A 24458-nucleotide genomic window follows, 5' to 3' on the forward strand; every position below is an offset into this window, starting at 1 on the left:
CCGCTCAGGGCAGCGCGGCGCGCAGTTCCTCGATCCAGGCGGTCGCGACGCTGTCCGAAGGCGCGCGCCAGTCGCCGCGCGGGCTGAGCGCGGCGGCGCCCGAGACCTTGGGCCCGTTGGGCAGCGCCGAGCGCTTGAACTGGCTGATCTGGAAGAAGCGGAACAGGAAGGTTTCCAGCCACTTGGCGATGGTTGCCAGGTCGTACTGGTTGCGGCCCTCCGCCGGGAAGCCGATCGGCCACAGGCCCGCCTCGGCATCCCGCCACGCGTGCCAGGCGAGGAAGGCCACCTTGGACGGCTTGAGCCCGAACCGCGCGATATGGTGCAGGAAGAAATCGTGGAGCTCGTACGGGCCGATCCGGTCCTGCGTGCTCTGCATCTTGCCATCGGCATCGGCGGGGACGAGCTCGGGCGAGATCTCGGTATCGAGGATCGAGAGCAGCACGGTCGCCGCCTCGCCGTCGAACTGGCCGCTCTCGACGCTCCAGCGGATCAGATACTGGATCAGCGTCTTGGGCACGCCGGCATTGACGCCGTAGTGGCTCATCTGGTCGCCGACGCCATAGGTCGACCAGCCCAGCGCCAACTCGGACAGGTCGCCGGTACCGAGCACGAAGCCGCCGTTGCGGTTGGCGAGACGGAACAGATAGTCGGTGCGCAGGCCCGCCTGGACGTTCTCGAAGGTGACGTCGTAGACCGGCTCGCCCTGCGCGAAGGGATGGCCGATGTCCGCCAGCATCTGCCGCGCGGTAGGGCGGATATCGATCTCGGCGGCGGTGATGCCGATCGCGCGCATCAGCGCCCAGGCGTTGGACTTGGTGCCCTCGCTCGTCGCGAAGCCGGGCATGGTATAGCCGAGGATGTCGGTGCGCGGGCGGCCGAGCCGGTCCATCGCCTTGGCGGCGACGATCAGCGCGTGGGTGGAATCGAGCCCGCCCGAAATGCCGATGATCAGCGCCTTGCTTTTGGTCGAGGCTAGCCGCTGGCGCAGGCCTTCCACCTGGATGTTGAACGCCTCGTAGCAATCCTCCTCCAGCGCCGCCGGGGTGTTGGGCACGAAGGGGAAGCGGCGGGTCGGGCGGAGCAGCCCGCGATCGGCGAAGTCGGGCTGGTGCGCGAAGGCGATGCGGCGGAAGCGGGTTTCGGGCATCCCGGCGTTGCGGGCGTTGTCGTTGAAGGTGCCGTCGCGCATCCGCTCGAGCCGCAGCCGTTCAAGGTCGAGGTCGGCGTAGGTGATCGCATCGGTCAGCTCGAAGCGCTGCGAAGCGGCGAGCTTCTCGCCGAATTCGTAGATCAGCCCCTGGCCGTCCCAGGCGAGATCGGTGGTGCTCTCGCCGGGTCCCGAGGCCGAATAGAGATAGGCGGAGATCGTCCGCGAGCTCTGCGAGGCGCAGAGCAGCTCGCGCTCGCGGCCCTTGCCGATCACGATGTTCGAGGCAGACAGGTTGCACAGCACCAGCGCCCCGGCCATCGCCCCTTCGGTGGAGGGGGGCTGGGGCGCCCAATAATCCTCGCAGATCTCGATATGGAAGACGAAGTCGGCCAGGTCTTCCGCGGCGAACAGCAGGTCGGGCCCGAACGGCACCGTCTGGCCGGCGACGGTGATGGCGAGGTCGCGCAGCCCAGAGCCCGAGGCGAACCAGCGCTTCTCGTAATATTCGCGGTAGTTGGGCAGGTAGGTCTTGGGCACCACGCCCAGGATGCGGCCGCGCGCGATGGCGATGGCGCAATTGTAGAGGCGGCCGTTGCGCGCCAGTGCCGCGCCGACCAGCAGCACCGGCTTCAGCGTGCGGCTCGCCTCGACGATCGCGGCGATGCCGGCCTCGGTGGCGGCGAGGATCGTGTCCTGCAGATGCAGGTCGTCGATCGCATAGCTGGTGACGTTGAGTTCGGGGAAGACGAGGATATCCGCGCCGGCGGCGTCCCCCGCTTGCGCCAGCACGATGGTCGCGCGGGCATTGGCGGCGGGATCGGCGACGGTGCCGACGGGCGTGCAGACGCCCGCGCGGATCATGCCGTGACGGTGGAGCGCGAAGAACGGATGCGGATCGGCCATGCGTGTGTCCTATGCCGGGGACCATGGCCTGCCAACCCCGCGGGGGCGGGATGTATCCGGGATAGGCTGTTTAAGCCCCTCCTCCTTGGAGGAGGGGTTGAGGGTGGAGGAATTCCAGAACGCTTGTTGGCCTCGGTAAGACAGGGCCGAACCCCAACCCCCCATCAGGTGAACAGCGCCCCACGCTGTTCAGGCGCTGCCGGGGGCAGCGCCTGCCTGATGCGCCTGAAGGGGAGGGCTAAGGCAAGTTTACGCCTTGGCCGCGTAGATAAGCCGGCCCGGCCCCAGCCGTTCGAACACCTTGGCCAGTTGGCGTTCGCCGACGGCGAAGCAGCCCTGGCTGCGGCCGAGCTTGCCGTGCTTCGACACCATGTCCGGGTTCGCATACCAGGCCGAATGGACCACGATCGCGCGCGCCATGGCGTTGTTGTTGGTCGGGTCCAGCCCGATCAGCCGCTGCGAATCGCCATGCTTGCCGACATAATAATCGGCGGTGAGGAACGCGCCCTCGCACGTCGCTTCGGAATTGATCTGGTTGGAGAAGCGCTGGAGCACGCCGGTATGGCCCGGATCGGAACCGATGCCGTGCGCGACCAGCAGCGGCTCGACTTCACCGGTACCCATGTTGACCAGGAAGAAGCGCGGCTGCGACGAAGGCAGCGAGAAATCGGCAACGGCGATCCGGTCGTGCGTGTCGACATGCATCGAGTGCCGGTCGAGCGCCGCGGTCGCACGCTTGAACAGGTCCGGCCGGATGCCGGCGGGGACGATCCGCGGCTGGGCGGCAACCTTGGGTGCCGCATGCAGCGAAGCCACCGGGGCCGGCTGGATCCGCGGCGGTGGTGGCGCAGCCGCCAGCGTCGTCCCGATGGTGCGCGAGGCACAGGCCGAAACCGCTGCGCCGCTCGCCATTACCAGCGCGGATTTGAGCAAAGCCCGACGTGTTTGTACCGAAGCGTTCGAATCCATGATCTTTGTTCTGCGCCCGCAAATTTCTGTCATGCCCGGGAAACCGTATAGCAGAAGCATCGTTAACGATGTTTCCGCTAATGCCGCTTGATGGCGCGTTTCGGCGCACCTCCTGCCCGGTTCACCGACCCGTCATGTCGTTTCGGGACGGCGGGAACGAACCATCGGGCGAATCGCGCCGCATCGCACTGGCATCGTTGATCTCTTCCCGAAACGAAAAAAATCTGTGTCGCGCCGCGTCTGCGAAGCGCTAGAGGCGCGGCATGACCATGTCCTATGAACAGGCCGTCGCGGCGCTGATCGAGGCCGGCAGGCGGCTCGACGCGCGCGGCTGGGCGCCGGCGACCTCGGGCAATTACTCGGCCCGGCTCGACGATGGCAGTGTCGCGCTGACCGTCTCGGGACGCCACAAGGGCCGGCTGACCGGCGACGGGATCATGCGCGTCGATCTGGATGGCCGGCCGCTCACCGCCGGCAAGCCGTCGGCGGAGGCGGATCTTCATCTCGCACTCTACCGGCTGTTTCCCGAAGCCGGCGCGGTGCTGCACGGCCATTCGCCGCAGGCGGTGGGGCTGAGCCGGGCGACCGAAGCCGACGGCATCACGCTGGCGGGGCACGAAATGCTCAAGGCCTATCCGGGCCATACCACCCATGCGGCCGAGGTACGGCTGCCGATCGTCGACAACAGCCAGGACATGGCGGTGATCGAAGCGGCGATCCGCCCCGCGCTGCTGGTACCCGGCGCCATTCCGGCGTATCTTATTCGCAGCCACGGGCTCTATGCCTGGGGCAAGGACGTGGACGAGGCCGAACGCGTGCTGGAGGCGACCGAATGGATGATTGCCGCCGAGCTCGCCGAGGCCAGCTTCAGACGGGCATGGACACGATGAGCCGACTTCGTATCTTCTTGGAAACCGGCACGACGCCGCTGCTCGACACGCAGGATCCGGTGACGATCGCGGAGGAGCTGGCGATCCGCGGGGTGCGCTTCGAGCGCTGGCCTTCGCGTGCGATCGCAGCGGATGCCGACCAGGCGGGGGTGCTCGCTGCTTTCGCGCCCGAGGTCCAGCGGCTCAAGGGCGAGCAGGGCTATCGTTCGGTCGACGTGATCCGGATGCTGCCCGACCACCCCGAAAAGGATGCGCTGCGCGCCAAGTTCCTGTCCGAGCATCGCCATGCCGAAGACGAGGTGCGCTTCTTCGTGGAGGGGGAGGGGCTCTTCACGCTGCATCTGAACAATCGCGTGTATGCGGTTCTTTGTACGGAGGGCGACCTGATCTCGGTGCCCGCCGGTACCCCACATTGGTTCGACATGGGGCCGAGCCCCCGCTTCACCGCGATCCGGCTGTTCACCAATCCCGACGGGTGGATCGCCCAGTTCACCGGCGACGCCATCGCCGACCGCTTCCCGCGCCACGAGCGCATCGCCGCCTGACCCGCGACGCAGCGAGTATCCCCATGACCCAGACCAAGGCCGTCCTGCTCGACATCGAGGGGACCACGAGCAGTATCGCCTTCGTTGCGGAGGTACTTTTCCCATATGCTGCCAGGCATTTGGCAAGCTATATCGAGGCCCATTGTGAAGAGGTCGCACCGATCCTCGCCGAAGTGCCGGGCGACGACAAGGTGGCGACCCTGCTCGCCTGGATCGCCGAGGATCGCAAGGCGACGCCGCTCAAGACGCTGCAGGGGCTGATCTGGGCACAGGGCTATGCCGACGGCACGCTGCAGGGGCACGTCTATCCCGACACGCCCGAGGCGCTGCATCGTTGGTATACGGCCGGCGTGTCGATCTACATCTACTCCTCTGGCTCGATCGCGGCGCAGAAGCTGATCTTCGGCCATTCGATCGCCGGCGACCTGACACCGATGCTCTCCGGCTATTTCGACACCACGACCGGGCCGAAGCGAGAAGCTGAGAGCTATGCCAAGATTACGGCTGCAATGGGCTGCGAAGCAAAGGAAATCCTGTTCGTGTCCGATATGCAACCGGAGGTCGATGCCGCGCGCGCGGCAGGGCTGGGGGCGCTGCTGATCGATCGCGCCGGCGGCCCCGCCGACATTCACTCGCTCTCGGAGGTTCGCCTGTGATCCTCGAAGGCAAGCACATCCGTTCAATCGCGCGCACCGCGGACGGCAAGGGCATCCGCATCCTCGACCAGCGCCAGCTCCCCTGGGAAATCCGCTGGGTCGAACTGCGCGACCTCGATGCCGCCGCAGTGGCGATCCGCGAGATGTGGACCCGCGGTGCCCCGATGATCGGGGCGACGGCGGCCTATGGGTTGGCGATGGCGCTGGCGGTGGACGCCAGCGATACGGGGCTCGATGCCGCCTATGCGATGCTGGTAGAGACGCGACCCACCGCGATAAACCTGCGCTGGGCGCTCGAGCAGGTGCGGACGGCGGTAGAGGGCCTGCCCTATGGTGAGCGCGCTGCCGCCGCCTATGCGCGCGCCGATGCGATCTGCGACGAGGATGCCGAGCTCTGCCGCGCGATCGGCGAACATGGGCTGGACCTGCTCCGCGGGCTCCACGCCAGGCACCCCGACCGGCCGCTCAACATCCTCACCCATTGCAATGCGGGCTGGCTGGCGACGGTGGATTACGGCACCGCGACGGCGCCGATCTATCTCGCGCACGATGCCGGCATTCCGGTGCACGTCTGGGTCGATGAGACCCGCCCGCGCAATCAGGGCGCGCTGCTCACCGCCTTCGAGCTGCGCAACCACGGCGTGCCGCACACGGTGATCGCCGACAATGCGGGCGGGCTGCTGATGATGCAGGGGCAGGTCGACGCGGTGATCGTCGGCACCGACCGGGTGACGGCCAATGGCGACGTCTGCAACAAGATCGGCACCTATCTGAAGGCGCTCGCGGCGCACGACAATGGCGTGCCCTTCTATGTCGCGCTGCCCTACACGACCTTCGATCCGGCGACCGCCAGCGGTGCCGACATCCCGATCGAGGCGCGCGCGCCCGAGGAAGTGACGCGGCTGACCGGCCCCGACGAAGCTGGCCGTATCGCGACGATCCGTGTCACCGACTCCCCGGCGCTCAACCCGGCCTTCGACGTGACCCCGGCACGACTGGTGACGGGCTACATCACCGAACGCGGGGTGCTCGACCGGATCTGAGGCGTCAGGACAGCGCCGCGCGCCAAGCCTTCACCCGCGCGAGCGCCTCGTCCAGCACCGCGTCTTCCTTGACGAAGCAGAAGCGAACGACGTTGGTCACCGGATCCTCGGCGTAGAAGGCCGAGACGGGGATCGTCGCGACCTTGGCCTCGTCGACGAGGCGTTCGCTGAAGGTCACGTCGTTCATCGCCAGCCCGGAGGCGGTGAGGTCGACCGAGAGGAAATAGGTCGCAGCACTTGGCAGCACCGCGAAGCCGGCGTCGCGCAGCCCCGCCGCAAGCCGGTCGCGCCCGGCCTGGAAGCGGTGGCGGGCGTCCTGTACCCAGTCGTCCTGCGTCGTCAGCCCCTCGGCCACCGCCCATTGCAGGTTGGGCGGGGTGGTGAAGGTGAGGAACTGGTGCGCCTTGGCCACCACCCGGGCGAGGGGCGGGGCGGCGCACATCCAGCCGACCTTGAAGCCGGTCAGCGCGAATATCTTGCCCGCGCTGCCGATCTTCACCGTCCGCTCGCGCATCCCGGGAAAGCCGATCAGCGGCAGATGGCGGGCGCCGTCGAAAGTGACGTGCTCCCACACCTCGTCACAGATCGCGGTGAGATCGTGCGCGACGCAGAAGTCGGCGAGCATCGCCAGGTCCTCGGCGCTGGCCATCGTCGCGGCGGGGTTGAGCGGGTTGTTGAGCAGGATCAGCCGGGTCTTGGGCGTCGCCGCGGCTTCCAGCGCGGCACGCTCGATCCGCCATTCGGGCGGGCTGAGGCGGACGAAGCGTGGCACGCCGCCGGCCCGGCGGATCAGCGGCACATAGGCGTCGTAGAGCGGCTGGAAGCAGAGTACTTCGTCGCCCGGCTCGATCAGGGCGAAAAGGGCGGCGGCCAGCGCTTCGGTCGCGCCCGAGGTGACGATCACTTCTTCGGCCGCGAGGTTGAGCGCCTGGTGGCGGGCATAGTGATCCGCCACCGCCTGGCGCAGTTCGGCCAGCCCGGCCATCGGCGGATACTGGTTCGATTTCTCCAGCACCGCGCGCGCGGCGGCCTCCAGCACGGCTTCGGGCCCGCGGCCGTCGGCAAAGCCCTGGCCAAGATTGATCGCGCCGTTCGCGCGGGCGCGGGCTGACATGGCTTCGAAGATGGTGGTGCCCATCGAGCAATAGATCGGGTTCATCGCATGCGGCTATGGCGGAGTGCGGTTGCGCCTTGCAAGCCGGGGCGGAACCGCCGCATGAAGACGGCGGTTGATGACCGTGTGTGTCGAAGGAAGACGATGACCAAGAAACCGCCCGTGCCCGCCGAGTCCCAGTCGCCCTATCCCAAGGCCGAAGCGCCGCACGCCGGGGAAGGGGAGGCGCTTGCCGCCGCCAAGGAGATCGCGGAGGCGGCCAAGCGTCGCATGCCGAGCTCGCGCCAGATCGGCATGGGTGCCGCGATCGGCGTCGGGTCCGCTGCGATCGTCGCCGGCCTTCTTTACTGGAAGGGCGGTCGCAAGGACCGCAAGTAACGCATTGACCGTTCGGCTGCGGCGGGAACGGCACGATGTGCTCCCGCCGCATGCTTTGCGCGAGCCGATCACCGTGCATGTGTTCATCTGCAAACCTGCGGACTATAACGTAGGGAATGCCAGGCAGCGTCGGCCTATCCGGATTTTCTGAACCGGAACGGCGCCTTCACAACGCTATTTCCGATGTTCCCTCCGAGCGTTCTAAGCGCTTTTCCGGAGGTTGTTTCTGCGCTCGGTGACCGATCGGTAAGAGATCGTTCCTATAATGCGATAAACCACAGACCGGGAACGGGGTTGGGTATGCGCGTGCGGGTTCGGTTTTTTGCCATTGCTGGTGCTTGGGTCGCCCCTGCGGCCGCAGGCTGCCGACCGTCGGCGCCGGGCGCCGACCGAGCGTGACCACGCCCCTTCTCTCCCTTTCGGCGATCGGTTCGGCCCTAGCGCAGGTCGCGATCGACACCAGCATGTTCGGGCGCGCCAAAAACTATCGGAAAGACCAGAAATGATTGCATCGATGAAAATTCCGAGGAAGCTCGCACTGTCGTTCCTGCTGATCTGTGCATCGGCAGCGATCGTGATGATCGTGTTCTTCATGAACATCTCGATGATCCGTTCGGTCACCGACCAGAACAATCTCAGCCAGCAGATCCATTCGAAGACGCTGACGCTGGAAACGGCGCTGCTGCGCCAGAACAGCCAGCTGCGCGGCTTCCTCGTCACGGCCGATCCCACGTACCTGAAGTCGTACGACGAGGGGCGCAGCGAATATGACGAGACTTCGGCCGAGCTGGAAAAGCTGCTGACCGATCCGGCGCTGCTCGAGGCGCTGCGCAAGTCGCGCACCGAAACATTGTCGTGGCGCGAGAAGTGGGGCGACCGGCTGATCGCGCAGGTCAAGGCCGGCAAGCGCGAAGAGGCGCAGGCCGAGGTCCGCGGCGCAGGCAAGGCGGTGCTGGTGTCGGCCGCGGTTCTGCCGCTGCGCGCGATCAAGGACGCGCAGGCCGAAGCGATCGAGAAGAACGGCGCGCGCCAGGAAGGCGCCATCACTACTGCCACCACCGTGCTGATCATCGGCGCGATCGCGCTGATCGGGATCGCGATCGGTCTGGCGGTCACGCTCAGCAGCATCATCGCCCGCCCGATCAGTCAGCTGACCCGCACCATGGCGGACCTGGCCGCCGGCCGGAACCATGTCGAGGTACCCGCCACCGCGCGCGGCGACGAACTGGGCGACATGGCCCGCGCGGTGCTGGTGTTCCGCGATGCCGCACTCGCCAAGGAAGCGTCGGACGCGGCCAGTGCCAAGGCCGAGGCGACGCAGAAGATGGTCGTCGAAACCGTCTCGTCGCACCTCGCCGAACTGGCACAGGGCAACCTCACCGCGCAGATCAACGTCGAGTTCCCCGGCGAATACAGCGTGGTGAAAACCAACTTCAACAACGCACTGTCGAGCCTGCGTGAGCTGATCGCGTCGGTGATCGAGGCGACCGCGTCGATCCGCACCGGCTCGAACGAGATCGCCCAGGCCAGCGAAGACCTCGCCCGCCGCACCGAAGCCAATGCAGCCAGCCTCGAAGAAACCGCTGCCGCCGTCACCCAGATGGACCAGCGCCTCAAGGCTACCGCCGCCGCCGCCGGTCGCACGGTGGAGCGCGCCGACGGCACGATGTCGACGGTCGACAACGGCCGCAGCACCGCCGACGAAGCGGTGCAGGCGATGACCCGCGTGTCGGACAGCGCCAAGGGCATCGATAGCGTCATCGAAGGCCTCGACAAGATCGCATTCCAGACTCGCGTTCTCGCGATGAACGCCGCGGTCGAGGCCGGTCGTGCGGGTGAGGCGGGCCGCGGCTTCGCTGTCGTCGCCGACCTCGTTTCGGCGCTCGCGATGCGCGCCGAAGAGGAGGCCGGCCGCGCCCGCGACCAGCTGACCGCGACGCAGAGCGACATCGTCACTGCCGTGCAGGCGGTGCAGCGCGTCGACGGCGCGCTGGCCGACATTTCCAGCGGCGTGGGCGAAGTCCACCAGCTGCTCGGCAACATGGCCTCGGACAACCAGGCGCAGTCGAGCGCGGTCACCGAGATCAGCGCCGCGCTGGGCGAAATGGACCAGTCGACCCAGCAGAATGCCGCGATGGTGGAGGAAACCTCGGCCGCCGCGCGCAACCTGGCGAGCGAAGTCAGCGTGCTCTCCGAGCAGGCCAGCCGCTTCAAGGTCGGCAATGGCGGGGGTGCTCCGATGCAGACTTCGCGAGTGGCGCCCAGCCGCTTCAACGGCGGCAGCGTCAAGCCGCTTCCGGCGGCCGCCGTCTCGGCCCTCGTCCGCAGCAACGGCGCGGACGACGACTGGCAGAGCTTCTGATCGTCGGAAGCACGTGAAGACCGGGCATGGCCGTTCGATCCGGTTGCGAATCGGACGGCCCCCGGCGACAAGATCCGACGCGGCTTCTGCCCGGGAAATGGTAATGAACATGATCGCACCCCGGACGGGTATTGCGGAGATCGCGCGCATGGCGCGCGTCGCCACCGAGCTGGGCTCGCCGTTCATCGGCGAGGTGCTGGCGGCCGGATTGCGCCAGCTTGGCCGCGGCCCGCACAGCGAGGCGCTGATCACGCACTGGGAGGGCGATCCTGCCTCCGCGGCACTCGCGATGCGCTTCAACGCTGCGCTCCACTTCCTCGCCCGCCGCGGCAATCCGCCGGCCCTGGCGGCGCTGTATCGCCACGAACATGACGATTTCGACGGCGCGATCGGCGAGGCGCTGGCCGTCGAAGACGATCTGATCGCCGGCTTCCTGCGCCGCACGCCGCAGACCAATGAAGTCGGTCGCTCCGGGGCGATCGTCGCGGCGCTGATGCAGGTGCGCCGCCGCTTCGGCCTGCCGTTCGAGATCCTGGAAATCGGTTCGAGTTGCGGCCTCAACCTCAATCTCGGCCGCTACGGGTTCGATCTCGGCGGGGCGCTCGCCGGGGATCGCCAGTCGCCGGTGCAGGTGACGCCCGACTGGCACGGCCCGGCGCCGCAGCCTGCGCCGCTGGAAGTCGTCTCTGCACGCGGCGTCGACCTCAATCCGCTCAGCGCTTCGGATCCGGCGACCTGCGAGCGCCTGATGGCCTATATCTTCGCCGACCAGCCGCTACGGCTACACCGGCTGGAAGAGGCACTGGGCATGGCGCGGCGTCATCCGCCCCAGATCGAGAAGGGGGATGCTTCCGAGTGGCTCGCCCGCCAACTCGCCGTGCCGCAGGAAGCGGGCGTCTGCCGCGTCGTGATGCACTCGATGGTGCTGCAATATCTGCCGCCGCGCGACCGTGCCGCGGTGGTCGCGATGATCCAGGATGCCGGGCAATATGCCACGCCCGAGCGACCGCTCGCCTGGGTCGGCTTCGAATGGACCGAGACGCGCAGCGAAGTGCGGCTGTCGCTCAGCTGGTTCCCCGGCGGGGTGGAACGCCGCGTGCTCGCGACGTGCCACCCCTATGGCAATTCGGTCGACTGGCGCGGCTAGACCTGCACCGCGTGCTCGGTGCGGCCCTCGCTGCCGAATACGCGTAGGTAGCGCTCGATCTCGGCAGGCTCGCCGGTGGCCTTGGCCGGATTGTCGGAGAGCTTAACCGCCGGGCGGCCGTTCGCCGCCACCACCTTGCAGACCAGCGAGATCGGCTCCAGCCCGGCCTCACCCTCCGGATCGCAGCCGCGGAAATCGTTGGTGAGGTTGGTGCCCCAGCCGAAGCTCATCCGCACCCGCCCATTGAAATGGCGATAGGTCGCCTCGATCGATTCGACGTCCATGCCGTCGGAGAAGATCAACAGCTTCTCGCGCGGATCGCGGCCATGCGCCTGCCACCAGCGGATGATCTGCTCGCCGCCCGGGATCGGCGGCGCGCTGTCCGGGCGGAAGCCGGTCCAGTCGCCCACCCAGTCGGGCGCGCGGGCGAGGAACGAGGTGGTCCCGAACGCATCGGGCAGCGCGATCAGCAGATTGCCGCCATAATGGGCGCGCCACTGCTCGAGCACGCGGTAGGGCGCATCCGCGAGGCTGGCGTCGTCGGGCGAAAGCGCCGCTTCCACCATCGGCAGCTCGTGCGCATTGGTGCCGATCGCCTCCAGGTCCGCGTCCATGGCGAGCAGCACGTTCGACGTGCCGATGAAGCGGTGGCCGAGCCCTTCCTTGAGCGCCTCGACGCACCAGCGCTGCCACAGGAAGCCGTGGCGGCGGCGGGTGCCGAAGTCCGACAGCACGAGATCGGGGAGCGTCCGCAGCCGCTCGACCTTGTCCCACAGCTTGGCCTTGGCGCGGGCATAGAGCACGTCGAGCGCGAACCGGTCGCGACCCCGCATCGCCGCGCGCGACCGGAGTTCGTTGACGATGGTCAACGCCGGAATTTCCCACATCGTCGTGTGGGTCCAGGGGCCGTGGAAGTGGAGCACGAACTGGCCGTCGCGCCGCTCCAGTTCATATTCCGGCAGCTGAAACTCGGCGAGCCAGGCGAGGAAGTCCGGCGCGAACATCTGGGTCTTGCCGTAGAAGCTGTTGCCGGCGAGCCAGATCAGTTCCTTCTTGGCGAAGCGCAGCGAGCGGGCATGGTCGAGCTGGGCGCGCAGTTCGGCCTCGTCGATCACCTCGGCGAGCCGCGCCGACTTGCTGCGGTTGATTAGCGAGAAGGTGACCTGCGTCTCGGGATGGAGACGCCGGATCATCTGCAGCATCAGCAGCTTGTAGAAGTCCGTGTCGAGCAGGCTGCGGACGATCGGATCGAGCCGGAAATTATGGTTGTAGGTCCGGCTCGCAATATCGGTGAAGGTCATGGCGCCTTCTTATTCCCAGCCGCCGCCAAGTGCGAGAAAGATCGCGATCTGGTCGTCGGGCAGCTTCGCCTCGGCCGTGGCATAGCTGGCTTCCGCCTGGGCGAGGCTGCTCTGCGCCTGGAGCAGCGCGAGGAAATCGCTGCGGCCGAAGCGGAACAGCCGGCCGGCCTGGTCCGCCGCCGTCGCCGCGCTGTCGCGCGCCTGGCGGAGCGCCTCGGCCTGGTCGCGGTCGCGGGCATAGGTCTCCAGCGCGGTTTCGGTGTCGCGGAGTGCGCTGAGCACGGTGGAATCGAAACGGGCGATGTCGGCATCGACCTGCGCACCTGCCGCCTCGATCCGAGCGCGGACAGCGGGGCGATTGGGGAAGCTCCAGCTGATTAGCGGTCCCAGGCTGAAGCCGAAGGAGGTCGGGCCGCCGGCGCGATCGACCAGGCCGCTCAGCCCCGCCGAGCCGGCGAGGTTGATCTGCGGGTAGAGATCGGCGGTGGCGACCCCGATCCGTGCCGTGTCGCCGGCGATGGTGCGTTCGGCCTGGCGAATGTCGGGGCGGCGGCGGAGCAGCGCGGCGCCGTCGCCCACCGGCATCGGGCGGGGCAGGGCGGGGAGGGCGGCGCAGCTCTCGACATCGCGCGGATAGTCGGCCGCAGGACGGCCGAGCAGCGCGGCGAGCGTGTAGAGCCCGGCGCGGCGCTGGGCGGCGAAGATCGGCAGATTAGCTTCGCTGGTCTGCACCGCCGCCTGGGCGCGCGTCACGTCGAAGGCGGTGCCGCGGCCGGCGCGCTGGAGCCGCTGGGTCGCGCCGAAGGTCTGGCGCTGAAGGGCGACGATACGCTGGGTTGCGGCGAGCCGGAAATTGGCGGCGCAGACATCGGCATAGGCGCGGGCGGTGGCGGCGGCGACGCTGATCCGCACCGCATCGCGTGCGGCGGCGACGGCATCGCGGTCGGCAAGGCTGGCTTCGATCGCCCGCGCGATCTTGCCGCGCACGTCGAGCGGGTAGCCGACGGAAATGCCCAGATTGTAGCCGAGCGTCCCCGGCAAGGTGGTACCGGTGCCCGAAGGGCGGGACAGCGTCGTGCCGCCGGAGAGATCGGTGGTCAGCTGGCGCGAGGCCTCGGTCTGGCGGACGACCGCCTCGGCACGGCGGAGATTGGCGTCGGCGGCGCGGAGATCGGTATTTGCCGCCAGCGCCTGCTCGACCAGCGCGTCCAGCCGCGGATCGGCATAGAGCCGCCACCAGCGATCGGGCAGCGGTTCGTCGGCGAAGGCCTTGTCCTGCGCCGAGAGGAACTTGCCGGTGGCTGCGGGATCGTTGGCGGGGCCGGCGACCGGCGGGTGATAGTCCGGCCCGGCGCGGGTGCAGCCGGCGATCAGCGCGAGCGCGGCGAGCAGGGTGAGGCGGCGCATGGTCACTGGGCCTTCGGGGTAGCGGAGGGAGTCGGCGTCGGCTTGGCCTGCACGGGCTGTGCGGTCGCGACCGGCTGGATCGTCACCGTGGCGGTGCGGCCGGCGATCAGGCGGATATCGGGCGGCAGCCGGGTGAGCTTCACCCGAACCGGGATACGCTGGGCGAGGCGGACCCAGGTGAAGGTGGGGTCGACGCTGGGCAGCAGGTTGCCCGAATTGCTGCGCGTGGTGTCGTTGATGCCCGCGGCGATGCTCTCGACGACGCCGTGGAGTAGCCGCGGCTCGCCCATCAGCTCCACCGTCACCGGTGCGCCGATGCGGATGCTGGGCAGCTTGGTTTCCTCGAAATAGCCTTCGACGCGCAGGCTGTCGGTGTCGATCAGCGCCATCGCCTGCTGCCCTACCGCGACATAGTCGCCGGGGTGCAGATCGAGATTGGTCACGGTGCCGTTGACCGACGCCTTCACCCGGGTGCGCGAGACGTTGAGCTCGGCGCTCTGCACCGAGGTCAGCGCCTGGGCGAGCGCGGCCTGGGCGGTGGCGACACGCGCGACATTCTGCTCGTGCGTCTCGGCGGCGACGAGATTGCCGAGCGCAAGGTCGCGCCGCGCCTCCCGCTGCGCCTGGTTGAGCGTCGCGCGCGCGCTCTCCACGCTGGCGCGCGCCTGGGCGAGTGCCAGCGCATAGCGCGGCTGGTCGATCACGAAGAGCAGGTCGCCCGCCTTGACCTGCTGGTTGTCGTGCACGGCTACCGCCGTCACCAGCCCGGCAATGTCCGGCGTCACCCGCACCACGTCCGCCCGCACGCGCCCGTCGCGCGTCCAGGGGCTGCGTGCATAATGCTGCCACAACCACAACGCGACGAAGGCGGCGGCGATCACGATCAGGATCGTCGCGGCGCTGCGGCCGAGGGCGGGAAGGTAGCGTTTCATGGGTGGAATCCGATCGAGGGGGTGGCCCAGGCGAGCAGGCCGAGCAGGAGGATGAACAGGCACAGATCAACGAGCGCCCGATAGGCGACGAAGCGATACAGGCCGAAGGCGTTGAACAGGCGGGCGAGCGCCATCGTCAGCACCATGGCAAGCACCCCGAGCAGCAGCAGCGTCGGCACGAACACGCCGTCGATGGAGATTTCGCCGGTCACAGCCTGGCCTCCGGCATGGGATCTGCGTTGGGGAAGAGATTGCGGCGCAGCGCGAGCAGGCCGAGCGCGGCGGTGCGGCGGACGGTCGCGTCATTGTCCTGCGCAATGGCGTGGAGCGCGGTATCGATATGGGCAAGCAAGCCAGGGTCCTCGGGCTTTTCCACTTCCGGTTCGAGCCGGCGGTAATAGTCGCCGACATCGCGAAGCACCTCGGTGAGCGGCGCCGAGCGTTCGGGGGGTAGTTCGAGCCGCAGCGCGCGCAATTCCGCAATCGCCACACCGGTGCGCAGGTCGCGCAGCGCGTCATAGAGCGGCTTGCCCGGGGAGCGGCCGCTCAGCGCCAGTCGCGGTGCCAGGAGCGCGATGCGATCGAGCATGCGGTTGATCCAGCCGCGGATGTCGGGGGGCGTCATCAAGGTGCTGCGCTCGGCGATGTCGGCCCAGCCGGCGCGGAGCGTCCGCCGGATCGCCTGCTCGATGCCCGCAGACTGTAGCAGCCGCGCCATGACGATGGCGAAGGCGACTCCCATCAGCTGCGCGATCGCGCCGTTGACGAAGCTGGCGAAGGCGCTGGTGTATTTTGCCGAAATGAGCAGCGGGCTGCCGAGGCCGAGCAGCGTCGGCAGCGCCAGGCCCATCCACTTCGGCGAATGCATCATCGCGCCGAGGATCAGCAGCGGCGGCGCCATCGCCGCGGCGAGCTGCCCGAATCCGTCGAGCCGCGGCATGATCGCATAGCCGTAGATCGCTCCCAGGATCGTCGCGACCAACGTCCCCCAGAAGAAGGTGCGCAGCGGCAGCAGCGGATCGGGCGCGGCGGCGAACAGCGCGAGGAACACGCCCGCGAGCATCACCGCGGTCGACCCTTCCGACCAGCCGCTCGCGATCCAGATCGCCGAGCCGACGGCCAGGGTGAGGAAGGCGCCGAGCGCACCGCGCGCCGCGCCGATCCAGTCGATATGGAGTTCGCGACCGCGGCGGCCTTCGAGCAGCTCGGCAACGCGCGGGCTCACCGGGCGGCGATCGAGCGTGGCGAGCTGCTCGGCGAGTTCGCGGCAGTCGCGATGCGCGCCGATCAGCGCGGACAGGCGCGAAAGCAGGCTGAGCAGCAGCAGGTCGTGCCAGGTGCTGCCCGGGTGGACGTCGGGCTCGAGCGCAGCGCAGCGCGCCTCGAGGATGGCGGCGTCGGCGGCGCGCTCGTCGCGGTCGCGATCGAGCGTCTTCAGCCATTGTTGCGTATCGACGAGCAACGCGGCCACGTCCTGCGGCAGCCCGCCATGCGCGAGCAACTGCACGGTGCGATCGTCAACCGCCGCGCCCAGCGGCATGAGGAGCGAAAGCTGGTCCTGTAGCGCCCGGACCGTCCGCACACGCGGGGTGGTGCGGGCGGTCTCGTACGGCAGATGGATCGAGAGCTGGTGGAGCTCGGTGATGTCGGCGGCGAGGCGGCGGCGTTCGGCATCCACGCCGGCGACCGGCTCCAGCGCGATCGAATCGTGCGACCAGCGCTCGGCATCCTTGAGGATGGACGAGACGCGGGTGAGCAGGAAGGCGGCGACCGAGCGGGGGAAGACCACGGCGTGCACCAGGCTGCCGCAGAGAATGCCCAGGGTGATCTCCTGCACGCGCAGGCTCGCCACGGTAAAGATGGTGCCCGGCGCATCGACACTCGGCAGCACGATCAGCACGGCGCTATAGCCCGCCAGCACGAACATGTAGGAGCGCGGGGTCCGGTCGAGCAGCGAGACGAACACGCAGAGAGCGAGCCATCCGGAAATGGCGAGCACCAGCAGCTCGGGGGTGTTGATCAGCGGCGGCACCATCGCCACGGCGGCGGCGGCGCCGACGACCGTGCCGATCACGCGGAACAGCGCCTTGGAGAGCACCGCGCCCGCCAGCGGTTGCGCGACGATATAGGCGGTGAGGAACGACCAATAGGGACGGTCGAGCCCGATCGACAGCGCCAGATAGATGGCGAGCATCGCCGCCGCATAGGATTTGAGCGAGAAGACGGCGGCGTCGATGCCCCAGCGATCGTTCATGGCTGCGGCCGCCGTTCGGCGAGACGCGCCGCCAGATGATCGAGTACCGCCAAGGTCGTCTCCAGCGCTTCGTCACTCACCCCATCGAGCAACTCGCTGCGCAACGCGGCGAGCCGCGCGTCGATCCGTGACGCAAGCGAAACGCCGGCATTTGTCAGCCGCAGCGTGTTGGCACGGCGGTCGCGCGGATCGGCGATGCGTTCGACGAGCCCGGCGTCTTCCAGTGCGTGCAACGTCCGAACCAGCGACGCCTCGGTCACACCCACGGCGCGAGCGAGGTCCGCCTGCCGCGTGTCCTCGCCCAGTCGCTGAAGATAGACCAGCGTCCATCCGGTCGAGCTGGAGATATCGAGCGAGGCAAGGGCTGCGTCGCCCAGCCGCTGCCACGCCCGCGATGCGGGGTTCATTCGCGTCGCGAGCGCGCGTTCCAGGGTTTGCCGATCGGCCATGAGGGCCGTTAGTTAGGACGCTAACTAATCAGGTCAAGCTCTCCGCTGGTATGGGCAGAATGTTTTTTATGTGGGATGCGCCGCGGCCGCTCGCTCAGGGAATCGCCGCCAGGTACCTACACCGCTGGCGCGAGATAGACGTTGTTGATCTGCAGCACCCCGCCCGCCGCCGCCGGCTTGCGCATCCGCGCGTCGTCGAGGTTGCGCGGATGATCGAAGATCGCTTTGGCTCCGGAATGCGAGGCGAGGATCGGCGTCTTCGACACTGCCAGCGCCTGGTCGAACACGTCGTCCGAGGCGTGGCTGACGTCGATCACCATGCTCAGCCGGTTCATCTCCGCCACCCATTGCCGCCCGAGCGGGCTGAAGCCGCGCCATTCGGGCGTGTCGGTGGCGCTGTCGCCGACCCGTCAATTGCCGCCTACTTCAGCCGGAGCGGGAGCCCGGCGGCGATGAATTGCACTTCGTCCGCTGTCGCGGCGATCGCCTGGTTGATCCGCCCGGCGGCGTCGCGGAAGCGGCGGGCGAGGGCGTTGTCGGGCACGATGCCGAGGCCGACTTCGTTGGCGACGAGGATCACCGGACCGGCGGCCTGCGTCACGGCGGTGGCGAGCGCCTCCGTCTCGGCGTCGAGATCGCGCTCGGCGAACATCAGGTTCGAGGTCCACAGCGTCAGGCAGTCGACCAGCAGCACGCGGCCCGGCGCCGCATTGGCCAGGATCGCGGCGGGCAAGTCGAGCGGCACGTCGAGCGTCGACCAGCGCGGGCCGCGGTCGGCGCGGTGGCGGGCGATGCGCTCCTCCATCTCCGCGTCGAACGCCTGCGCGGTGGCGAGGTAGAGCAGGTCACCGGCGAGCGACTCGGCGCGGGCCTGCGCGTAGCGGCTCTTGCCCGAACGGGCGCCGCCGAGGACGAACAGGCTGGTCATCGGGGTGCTTCCTGGGCGAGCGCGATCAGCGCGGGGATGTCGACATGGGTTTCGAGCTCGGCCGCGATCGCATCGAGTGCGGTATCGACCGAGGCGGCATAATCCATCCCGCTTGAGGCGATGCCGATCCGCGCGAGCAGCGCCCGGCGAAGCTCCGTGCTGGCGAGCAGGCCGTGGAGATAGGTGCCGAATACGCGGCCGTCCTGCGCGATGGAACCGTCCGAGCCGGTGTCGAGCGTCGCGAAGGGGTGGGCGGTGTCCGGGCCGGTGGTGATGCCCATGTGCATCTCGTATCCGCGGATCTCGGCGCCAAGGGCGGTGCCCTGCGCAGGGCGGAGTGCCTTTTCGCGGGTCAATTTCGTTTCCACGTCGAGCAGACCGAGCCCAGGCGCACTGCCTGCCGGGCCCTCGATCCCGTGCGGATCGGCGATGGTGCGGCCGAGCATCTGGTAGCCGCCGCAGATGCCGAGGATGGCGCCGCCGCGGCGATGATGGGCCAGCAGGTCGATGTCCCAGCCTTGTTCGCGTACGGCTTGGAGGTCGGCGATCGTCGCCTTGGAGCCGGGCAGGATCACCAGCGCCGCGTCGCCCGGCAGCGGCCTGCCCGGCGGGATCATCGCCAGCGTGACGCCGGGTTCGAGCTTGAGCGGATCGAGATCGTCGAAATTGGCGATGCGCGGCAGCATCGGGCAGGCGATCAGTATGCGGCCGCCCTTCGACTTCGAGTTGCGCTCGAGCACCACCGCGTCCTCGCTCGGCAGCCGCGATGCGTCCCGCAGCCAGGGGATCAGGCCATAGCCGCGCCAGCCGGAGCGTTCTTCGATCTGCGCATAGCCGTCAGAGAACAGCGCAGGATCGCCGCGGAACTTGTTGATCAGAAAACCCCGGATCATCGCCGCATCCTCGGCGTCGAGCACCGCGCGGGTGCCGACAACCGCCGCGATCACCCCGCCGCGATCGATGTCGCCGACCAGGATCACGGGCACCTTCGCGGCGCGGGCGAAGCCCATGTTCGCGATGTCGCCGGCGCGCAGGTTGATCTCGGCGGGCGAACCTGCGCCTTCCACCAGCACCAGGTCGCACGCGGCCGAGAGGCGGTGATAGCTGGTCAGAACCTCGCCGAGCAGCGCCTTGCGCGCCTCGCGGTAATTGCCGGCGTGGAGCGTGCCGCGCACCTTGCCGTGCACCACCAGCTGGGACGTGCGATCGGCCTGGGGCTTGAGCAGCACCGGGTTCATGTCGGTATGCGGCGCCACGCGGCAGGCGAGCGCCTGGAGCGCCTGGGCGCGGCCGATCTCGCCGCCATCCTCGGTCACCGCGGCGTTGTTCGACATGTTCTGCGGCTTGAACGGCCGGACGCGGAGGCCGCGGTTGGCGAGCGCGCGGCAAAGCCCGGCGACGAGCACCGACTTGCCGACGTCCGATCCGGTCCCCTGCAGCATCAGCGCAGCCATGCGACCCCTCCGGCGAGGATCCATAGCAGCCCGCAGGTGCGGACATAGAGGGCGAGCGCGCGGCGGATATCGTGCGCGGTCGCCTCGGCGCGGCCGTCGCCGATCCACGGCTTGTCGGCGACCACCCCGTCATAGGCGATCGGCCCCGCGAGCCGCAGGCCGAGGGCACCGGCCATCGCCGCTTCGGGCCAGCCGGCATTGGGCGACGCGTGCTTGCCGGCGTCGCGCCACAAGGTCCGCCAGCCGCGCCCACCGGCCAGGCAGAGCAGCATGCCCGATAGCCGTGCGGGCACCAGGTTGAGCAGGTCGTCGGTGCGCGCTGCCGCCCAGCCAAAGGCGCGCCAGCGGGGCTCGCGGTGGCCGATCAGGCTGTCGGCGGTGTTGATCGCCTTGTACGCCCACAGACCGGGCAGCCCGGCGACGAGCAGCCAGAACAGCGGTGCGACGACGCCGTCGCAGAAACTTTCGGCGAGGCTTTCGATCGCGGCGCGAGCAACACCGGGTGCGTCGAGCCGTGCGGTGTCGCGCCCGACGATATAGCCGACCGCCGTGCGCGCCGCAGTCAGGTCACCGCGCGCCAGCGCTGCTGCGACGGGGCGGACATGGACGTAGAGGCTATGCTGGGCGAGCCCCGGAAAGGCCGCGATCACGAGCACCAGCCAGCCGAAGGAGGAATGCGCCGCAACGGCTTCGATCGCAAGTCCGGCCGCGATCGCGATCAGAAAGAGCAGCAACACCGTTGCGACACCGAACCGCCGGCGGCGCTGCTCCGGAGCCTTGGGCCGGTTCCAGCGGCGCTCGCAGGCGGCGATCAGCCGGGCGAAGCCGCCGACCGGATGTCCGATCCGCGCGTAGAGCCAGGCCGGCCAGCCGACCGCCGCCTCCAGCGCCAGCGCGGCGAGCGCGACCGGCTCAGCCATGGCGGAGTGCCCGGTCTACACGGTCCAGCGCGGCGGCGTCGGCCGGGACACCGAAGCGCAGCCAGCGCGGGGCATAGTCGAACGGGCGGACGAGGATGTGCGCCTGGGCCAGCCGCTCGAAGATCGCTGCGGCGTCCGGGTGGGAGGCCAGCCGGAACAGCGGCGACTTGCCCCCGGGTAGCAGCCCGTGCGTTTCGAGCAGGCGGTCAAAGGTCGAAGCTCGGGCCGAAAGCGCCGTCCGCGTCGCCTCGATCCAAGCCCGGTCGCGATAGGCGCGGGTGCCGATCGCCAGCGCGGTCGCGTCGATCGGCCAGTCGCCGAGGAGAGCGCGGTAGCGGGCGAGGATAAGGCGGGGGGCCAGGACGAAGCCGAGCCGAAGCCCGGCCAGTCCGAAGAATTTGCCGAACGAGCGGAACACGATCAGCCGGCGCGTATCGTTCACCAGCGGCGCGATGCTCGCCTCCGGATGCGCATCGGCAAAGGCTTCGTCGACGATCAACCAGCCGCCCGCGGCGGTGCGCTCGGCGAGCATCGCCTCCAGCGCCGCCCGGTCGCGCAGCGTGCCGCAAGGGTTGTTCGGGTTTGCGAGGAGCAGCGCTGCGTCGCCCGACACGGGACCGTCCGCGGACAGTGGCAGACTGTCGGCGAAGGCCGCGCCATGGGTGCGGTATCCCGGCACGCGGTGGTAGGCGCTGCCGCCCAGCAATTGTCCCAGCAGCCGCAGCCCCATTTCGCTGCCCGGGATTGCGCAGACCTGTTCGGGCACCAGGCCGAAATGGGCTGCCGCCGCCGTTTCGAGATCGGCGAGCAGCGACGGATCGGGCAACGGCCCCAGGTCGACGTCGAGATCGACGGGCACCGGCCAGGGCACCGGGTTGATCCCGGTCGAAAGGTCGAGCCACGGCCCGTCGCCATACCTCGCTCGGGCAGCGGCGAGGTTGCCGCCATGGTGGCGCAGCGGATCGCTCATCCTAGGTGTGGCGCGATCACCAGCGCCAGCAGCAGGCCGGTCTCGACCAGCTCGATCCCGGCGCCATGCCCGTCCCCCGAGATGCCGCCAAGCAGGCGCTGGATCCGCCAGCCCCAGGCGGCAATCAGCACGGGCGCTGCGAGCAGCGCGGGGGCCGCAAGCGCGGCGGCGAAGGCGAGCAGCACCAGCCAGACGATCAGGTCGGCGGGGCGCACCGCGCTGCGGAAGCGGCTGGCCAGCCCCTCGTGCAGCGGCGGCAGCCAGCGCGTCCACACCAGCGGGCCGAAGCGGGCGGCGGCGGGGACGAACAGGATGGTCCACCAGCCGGGGCTGGCCAGCAGCGCGTGGAGCAGCACCAGCTTGGCAAGCAGCTGCAGCCCGATCGCCACTACCCCGAAGCTGCCCACATGCGGGTCGGCGAGCACTTCGCGCAGCCGCTCGCCCCCCTTGTGCAGCGCGCCGCGGGCATCGGCGAGGTCGGCGAGCCCGTCGAGATGGAGCGCGCCGGTGACGCTTACCCAGGCGAAGAGGCCGAGCAGGGCGCCGGTCCAGGGATCGAGCAAATTGCCTAGCAACAGGGCGACGAGCAGCACCAGCCCGACCAGCAGCCCGGCCGCAGGGAACCAGCGCATCGATCGGGCGAAGGTCGCGTCGTTCGCCTTAACCGCGGGCAGCGGCAGGCGCGTGAGGAACTGGAGGGCGAGGACGAATTCTCTCATGTCACGAGTCCGATGATCTGGCCGACGCGCGGGGTGCCGGGCCAAACGCGCAGGCTCAGCAGCGCGGCATGGGGCAAAGCGATGTTCCAGAGGTGGGGGAAGTCGAAGGTGCACAGGCTGGCGAGCGCCGCCCGCATCGCACCGCCATGGGTTACCACAAGGGTCGGGCGGTCGATGGCATCGATCGCGTCGCCGACGCGCGCAACAAGTGCCGGCCAGGTTTCGCCGCCGGGGGGCACATGACGCGCCGGTTCCGCCTGGAATGCGGCGAGTGCCTCGGCGTCGATCGCGTCGAAGGACAGCCCGTCCCATGCGCCGAAATCGAGTTCGCGCCAGCGAGGGTCTTCGCCGGCTTCAAGGGACAGGGCGGCCGCGATCTGCCTTGCAGGTACCGCACTGCGGGCGCGATCGGAGCTCACCACTGCGTCCACCGCCAGCCCGTTTGCGCGCGCGACGCAGGCGTCGACCCCCTCCGCGAGCGGCTGCGCGTCGGTGCGGCCGATCAGCCGGCCGTCGGCCTCGGTGATGCCGTGGCGCAGCAGGTGGAGGACGATGCCGCTCATGCGCCGCCGGCGACGCCTGCCTCGGCAAAGGTCGCCATGCCGTTGTGCGCGGCCAGCGCCGAGCGCAGCACCGCTGCGGCCACCGCTGCGCCGCTGCCTTCGCCCAGCCGCATGTCGAGCCGCAGCAGCGGCTCCAGCCCCAGCCGCGCGAGCAGCCGTGCATGGCCGGGTTCGGCTGAGCAATGGCCGGCGATGCAATGGTCGACGATGCCGGGTGCCGTCGCTGCCAAGGGCGCGAGCGATGCACAGCAGATGAAGCCGTCGAGCAGCACCGGCACCCCCGCATGGCGCGCGGCGAGGACGGCGCCGGCAATCGCCGCCAGTTCGCGACCGCCCAGCCGCCGCAGCGTCTCGAAGGGCGTGTGGAGTGCCTCGGCATGGACCTCGATCGCGCGGGCGATCACCGCGCCCTTGTGGCCGACGCCGTGCGCGTCGAGGCCGGTGCCGGGGCCGGCCCAATCCGCCGGCGTGCCCCCGAAGCTGCGCAGGCAAAGCGCCGCGGCCGCCGTCGAGTTGGCGATGCCCATCTCGCCGAGCAGCAGCAGATCGGTATCGGCAGTTACCACCGCGGCGCCCTGCTGGAGTGCGTCAAGGCAATCGGCTTCGTCCATCGCCGGGCCGGTGGTGAAGTCGCAGGTGGGGCGGTCGAGGTCGAGTGCGACCACGTCCAGCCGCATCCCGATCGCGCCGGTCAGTGCGTTGATCGCGGCACCGCCCGCCGCGAAATTGGCGACCATTTGCGTGGTCACTTCAGCGGGGAAGGCGCTGACGCCCTGCGCGGCGACGCCGTGGTTGCCGGCGAAGATCACCGCCCGCGCCGCATCCATCGAGGGGTGCGCACGGCCCTGCCAACCGGCGAGGAAGATCGCGAGGTCCTCCAGCCGCCCCAGCGAGCCCGGCGGCTTGGTGAGCTGCTGCTGGCGTTGCCGCGCGGCATCCGCGGCAGCCGCGTCGCGAGAAGGCAGCGAAGCCAGCGCGCGATCGAACGCGGCGACGCTCGACAGATCGATCATGCCGCGCCTGCGCCGCGCTTGGGGGAAGCATTGATGTACACGTTCGTCGCCTCGTTCCTGCAATGACAATCGACCGGGCGCACAGTCGCGTGCCCGGCACATTCTCGTCGCTCGAACGGAGGATTCCGCGCCGTGGCCGCACCCTGGACCAGGCGTGAGCGACCCCGTGCCGGCAGGTCTCCTGGCTTGCGGGTCATCGCGGTTCGGGCGCCTTCTCGGGATCGCTCCCAATGGCCTTTGCCCGGCCGCTCGCCGCTCACAGTTGCAGGGGCAGCTGCGGCCTTGGAGCGCCGAAGCGCCCGCACCGCATTCCCTTCTCGCCCGCGAACGGGCACCGGCATGGGTTCGAAGGTAGAACCTTCGCCGCTCCTCTAGCTCCGCTATCGGC

23 protein-coding genes, 1 pseudogene and 1 riboswitch are annotated in these 24458 nt (G+C 69.1%); of the genes and pseudogenes, 7 read left to right on the plus strand and 17 right to left on the minus strand.

Translation table 11 applies throughout. From position 1 onward, the window contains the following. Positions 1–4: 4 nt before the first annotated feature. Both CA234_RS05420 and CA234_RS05425 read right to left on the minus strand, forming a co-directional pair. The gene (locus tag CA234_RS05420; RefSeq protein WP_126001078.1) at positions 5–2056 is read right to left on the minus strand and encodes an NAD(+) synthase; all 2052 of its coding nucleotides are present in this window, start codon (positions 2054–2056) and stop codon (positions 5–7) included. A 249-nt stretch (positions 2057–2305) separates the two neighbouring features. Further along, positions 2306–3025, minus strand: coding sequence for a murein L,D-transpeptidase catalytic domain family protein (locus tag CA234_RS05425; RefSeq protein WP_125974275.1), 720 nt, complete (start codon positions 3023–3025; stop codon positions 2306–2308). Positions 3026–3288: 263 nt separating this feature from the next. On the opposite strand from CA234_RS05425, the gene CA234_RS05430 reads away from it, so the two are divergent. The 4 genes from CA234_RS05430 to mtnA are packed head-to-tail and all read left to right on the plus strand — an operon-like array spanning position 3289 to position 6159. After that, complete coding sequence (locus CA234_RS05430; RefSeq protein WP_126001079.1) at positions 3289–3915, plus strand: methylthioribulose 1-phosphate dehydratase; 627 nt, start codon at positions 3289–3291, stop codon at positions 3913–3915. Further along, positions 3912–4460, plus strand: a complete 549-nt coding sequence (locus tag CA234_RS05435; protein ID WP_164521718.1) for a cupin domain-containing protein — start codon at positions 3912–3914, stop codon at positions 4458–4460. The genes CA234_RS05430 and CA234_RS05435 overlap by 4 nt, the downstream gene beginning before the upstream one ends. 23 nt (positions 4461–4483) lie before the next feature. Then, positions 4484–5116, plus strand: a complete 633-nt coding sequence (mtnC, locus tag CA234_RS05440; protein WP_125974278.1) for an acireductone synthase — start codon at positions 4484–4486, stop codon at positions 5114–5116. Then, positions 5113–6159, plus strand: coding sequence for an S-methyl-5-thioribose-1-phosphate isomerase (gene mtnA, locus CA234_RS05445; protein WP_125974280.1), 1047 nt, complete (start codon positions 5113–5115; stop codon positions 6157–6159). The genes mtnC and mtnA overlap by 4 nt, the downstream gene beginning before the upstream one ends. Before the next feature lie 4 nt (positions 6160–6163). Here the strand turns inward: mtnA and CA234_RS05450 are convergent, their stop codons facing one another. Further along, positions 6164–7318 carry an aminotransferase gene (locus tag CA234_RS05450; protein WP_125974282.1) on the minus strand — a complete coding sequence of 385 codons (1155 nt, stop codon included), beginning with the start codon at positions 7316–7318 and terminating at the stop codon, positions 6164–6166. Between the two features lie 99 nt (positions 7319–7417). Here CA234_RS05450 and CA234_RS05455 point away from each other — a divergent pair, with 99 nt between their 5' ends. The 3 genes from CA234_RS05455 to CA234_RS05465 all read left to right on the plus strand — a co-directional run bounded on the left by CA234_RS05455 (position 7418) and on the right by CA234_RS05465 (position 11160). After that, the gene (locus tag CA234_RS05455) at positions 7418–7651 is read left to right on the plus strand and encodes a hypothetical protein (RefSeq protein ID WP_125974284.1); all 234 of its coding nucleotides are present in this window, start codon (positions 7418–7420) and stop codon (positions 7649–7651) included. 514 nt (positions 7652–8165) lie between these two features. Further along, on the plus strand, positions 8166–10013 hold the full coding sequence (locus tag CA234_RS05460; protein ID WP_342449839.1) for a methyl-accepting chemotaxis protein: 1848 nt from the start codon (positions 8166–8168) through the stop codon (positions 10011–10013). Between the two features lie 103 nt (positions 10014–10116). After that, positions 10117–11160 (plus strand): DUF2332 family protein, encoded by a 1044-nt coding sequence (locus CA234_RS05465; protein ID WP_241213253.1) that lies wholly within the window; start codon positions 10117–10119, stop codon positions 11158–11160. On the opposite strand, the gene pncB is transcribed toward CA234_RS05465, so the two are convergent. The 14 genes and pseudogenes from pncB to cobT all read right to left on the minus strand — a co-directional run bounded on the left by pncB (position 11157) and on the right by cobT (position 24070). After that, entirely contained in the window at positions 11157–12461 is a 1305-nt protein-coding gene (pncB, locus tag CA234_RS05470; protein WP_126001081.1) for a nicotinate phosphoribosyltransferase, read from the minus strand. The genes CA234_RS05465 and pncB overlap by 4 nt on opposite strands. A 9-nt stretch (positions 12462–12470) precedes the next feature. Beyond that, positions 12471–13868: an efflux transporter outer membrane subunit gene (locus CA234_RS05475; RefSeq protein WP_125974290.1), complete on the minus strand. Its 1398-nt coding sequence runs from the start codon at positions 13866–13868 to the stop codon at positions 12471–12473. 2 nt (positions 13869–13870) lie between these two features. Then, complete coding sequence (locus CA234_RS05480; protein WP_241213254.1) at positions 13871–14800, minus strand: efflux RND transporter periplasmic adaptor subunit; 930 nt, start codon at positions 14798–14800, stop codon at positions 13871–13873. Continuing rightward, positions 14797–15012 (minus strand): DUF1656 domain-containing protein, encoded by a 216-nt coding sequence (locus CA234_RS05485; protein WP_125974292.1) that lies wholly within the window; start codon positions 15010–15012, stop codon positions 14797–14799. Before CA234_RS05485 ends, CA234_RS05480 begins: the two co-directional genes overlap by 4 nt. Next, the gene (locus tag CA234_RS05490; RefSeq protein ID WP_125974294.1) at positions 15009–17054 is read right to left on the minus strand and encodes an FUSC family protein; all 2046 of its coding nucleotides are present in this window, start codon (positions 17052–17054) and stop codon (positions 15009–15011) included. Before CA234_RS05490 ends, CA234_RS05485 begins: the two co-directional genes overlap by 4 nt. After that, complete coding sequence (locus tag CA234_RS05495; RefSeq protein WP_241213255.1) at positions 17051–17503, minus strand: MarR family transcriptional regulator; 453 nt, start codon at positions 17501–17503, stop codon at positions 17051–17053. Before CA234_RS05495 ends, CA234_RS05490 begins: the two co-directional genes overlap by 4 nt. Before the next feature lie 116 nt (positions 17504–17619). Continuing rightward, a pseudogene (locus CA234_RS05500) lies at positions 17620–17898 on the minus strand (membrane dipeptidase); the annotation flags it as partial. Between the two features lie 26 nt (positions 17899–17924). Beyond that, entirely contained in the window at positions 17925–18431 is a 507-nt protein-coding gene (gene cobU, locus CA234_RS05505; RefSeq protein WP_126001082.1) for a bifunctional adenosylcobinamide kinase/adenosylcobinamide-phosphate guanylyltransferase, read from the minus strand. Next, the gene (locus tag CA234_RS05510) at positions 18428–19885 is read right to left on the minus strand and encodes a cobyric acid synthase (protein ID WP_126001083.1); all 1458 of its coding nucleotides are present in this window, start codon (positions 19883–19885) and stop codon (positions 18428–18430) included. The genes cobU and CA234_RS05510 overlap by 4 nt, the downstream gene beginning before the upstream one ends. Beyond that, a complete protein-coding gene (gene cbiB / locus CA234_RS05515) occupies positions 19873–20805 on the minus strand; it encodes an adenosylcobinamide-phosphate synthase CbiB (RefSeq protein ID WP_125974302.1) in 933 nt (310 codons plus the stop codon). Before cbiB ends, CA234_RS05510 begins: the two co-directional genes overlap by 13 nt. Beyond that, positions 20798–21775 (minus strand): threonine-phosphate decarboxylase, encoded by a 978-nt coding sequence (locus CA234_RS05520; protein ID WP_126001084.1) that lies wholly within the window; start codon positions 21773–21775, stop codon positions 20798–20800. Before CA234_RS05520 ends, cbiB begins: the two co-directional genes overlap by 8 nt. Continuing rightward, positions 21772–22494: an adenosylcobinamide-GDP ribazoletransferase gene (cobS, locus tag CA234_RS05525; protein WP_125974307.1), complete on the minus strand. Its 723-nt coding sequence runs from the start codon at positions 22492–22494 to the stop codon at positions 21772–21774. Before cobS ends, CA234_RS05520 begins: the two co-directional genes overlap by 4 nt. Next, a complete protein-coding gene (locus CA234_RS05530; RefSeq protein ID WP_125974308.1) occupies positions 22491–23057 on the minus strand; it encodes a histidine phosphatase family protein in 567 nt (188 codons plus the stop codon). Before CA234_RS05530 ends, cobS begins: the two co-directional genes overlap by 4 nt. Further along, positions 23054–24070 carry a nicotinate-nucleotide--dimethylbenzimidazole phosphoribosyltransferase gene (gene cobT / locus CA234_RS05535; protein WP_126001085.1) on the minus strand — a complete coding sequence of 339 codons (1017 nt, stop codon included), beginning with the start codon at positions 24068–24070 and terminating at the stop codon, positions 23054–23056. The genes CA234_RS05530 and cobT overlap by 4 nt, the downstream gene beginning before the upstream one ends. A gap of 153 nt (positions 24071–24223) precedes the next feature. Continuing rightward, a riboswitch (cobalamin riboswitch) is annotated at positions 24224–24424 on the minus strand. Positions 24425–24458: the final 34 nt, after the last annotated feature.

It is taken from the genome of Sphingomonas sp. ABOLE, assembly GCF_003950455.1.
GTDB classification, from domain to species: Bacteria; Pseudomonadota; Alphaproteobacteria; order Sphingomonadales; family Sphingomonadaceae; genus Sphingomonas; species Sphingomonas trueperi.

What these genes read in the sequence shown, in the direction of transcription:
- CA234_RS05420 (WP_126001078.1), bottom strand. Translation starts at nt 2,056, where the DNA reads ATGGCCGATCCGCATCCGTTCTTCGCGCTCCACCGTCACGGCATGATC.
- CA234_RS05425 (WP_125974275.1), bottom strand. Translation starts at nt 3,025, where the DNA reads ATGGATTCGAACGCTTCGGTACAAACACGTCGGGCTTTGCTCAAATCC.
- CA234_RS05430 (WP_126001079.1), top strand. Translation starts at nt 3,289, where the DNA reads ATGACCATGTCCTATGAACAGGCCGTCGCGGCGCTGATCGAGGCCGGC.
- CA234_RS05435 (WP_164521718.1), top strand. Translation starts at nt 3,912, where the DNA reads ATGAGCCGACTTCGTATCTTCTTGGAAACCGGCACGACGCCGCTGCTC.
- mtnC (WP_125974278.1), top strand. Translation starts at nt 4,484, where the DNA reads ATGACCCAGACCAAGGCCGTCCTGCTCGACATCGAGGGGACCACGAGC.
- CA234_RS05450 (WP_125974282.1), bottom strand. Translation starts at nt 7,318, where the DNA reads ATGAACCCGATCTATTGCTCGATGGGCACCACCATCTTCGAAGCCATG.
- CA234_RS05455 (WP_125974284.1), top strand. Translation starts at nt 7,418, where the DNA reads ATGACCAAGAAACCGCCCGTGCCCGCCGAGTCCCAGTCGCCCTATCCC.
- CA234_RS05460 (WP_342449839.1), top strand. Translation starts at nt 8,166, where the DNA reads ATGAAAATTCCGAGGAAGCTCGCACTGTCGTTCCTGCTGATCTGTGCA.
- CA234_RS05465 (WP_241213253.1), top strand. Translation starts at nt 10,117, where the DNA reads ATGAACATGATCGCACCCCGGACGGGTATTGCGGAGATCGCGCGCATG.
- pncB (WP_126001081.1), bottom strand. Translation starts at nt 12,461, where the DNA reads ATGACCTTCACCGATATTGCGAGCCGGACCTACAACCATAATTTCCGG.
- CA234_RS05475 (WP_125974290.1), bottom strand. Translation starts at nt 13,868, where the DNA reads ATGCGCCGCCTCACCCTGCTCGCCGCGCTCGCGCTGATCGCCGGCTGC.
- CA234_RS05480 (WP_241213254.1), bottom strand. Translation starts at nt 14,800, where the DNA reads ATGAAACGCTACCTTCCCGCCCTCGGCCGCAGCGCCGCGACGATCCTG.
- CA234_RS05490 (WP_125974294.1), bottom strand. Translation starts at nt 17,054, where the DNA reads ATGAACGATCGCTGGGGCATCGACGCCGCCGTCTTCTCGCTCAAATCC.
- CA234_RS05495 (WP_241213255.1), bottom strand. Translation starts at nt 17,503, where the DNA reads ATGGCCGATCGGCAAACCCTGGAACGCGCGCTCGCGACGCGAATGAAC.
- cobU (WP_126001082.1), bottom strand. Translation starts at nt 18,431, where the DNA reads ATGACCAGCCTGTTCGTCCTCGGCGGCGCCCGTTCGGGCAAGAGCCGC.
- CA234_RS05510 (WP_126001083.1), bottom strand. Translation starts at nt 19,885, where the DNA reads ATGGCTGCGCTGATGCTGCAGGGGACCGGATCGGACGTCGGCAAGTCG.
- cbiB (WP_125974302.1), bottom strand. Translation starts at nt 20,805, where the DNA reads ATGGCTGAGCCGGTCGCGCTCGCCGCGCTGGCGCTGGAGGCGGCGGTC.
- CA234_RS05520 (WP_126001084.1), bottom strand. Translation starts at nt 21,775, where the DNA reads ATGAGCGATCCGCTGCGCCACCATGGCGGCAACCTCGCCGCTGCCCGA.
- cobS (WP_125974307.1), bottom strand. Translation starts at nt 22,494, where the DNA reads ATGAGAGAATTCGTCCTCGCCCTCCAGTTCCTCACGCGCCTGCCGCTG.
- CA234_RS05530 (WP_125974308.1), bottom strand. Translation starts at nt 23,057, where the DNA reads ATGAGCGGCATCGTCCTCCACCTGCTGCGCCACGGCATCACCGAGGCC.
- cobT (WP_126001085.1), bottom strand. Translation starts at nt 24,070, where the DNA reads ATGATCGATCTGTCGAGCGTCGCCGCGTTCGATCGCGCGCTGGCTTCG.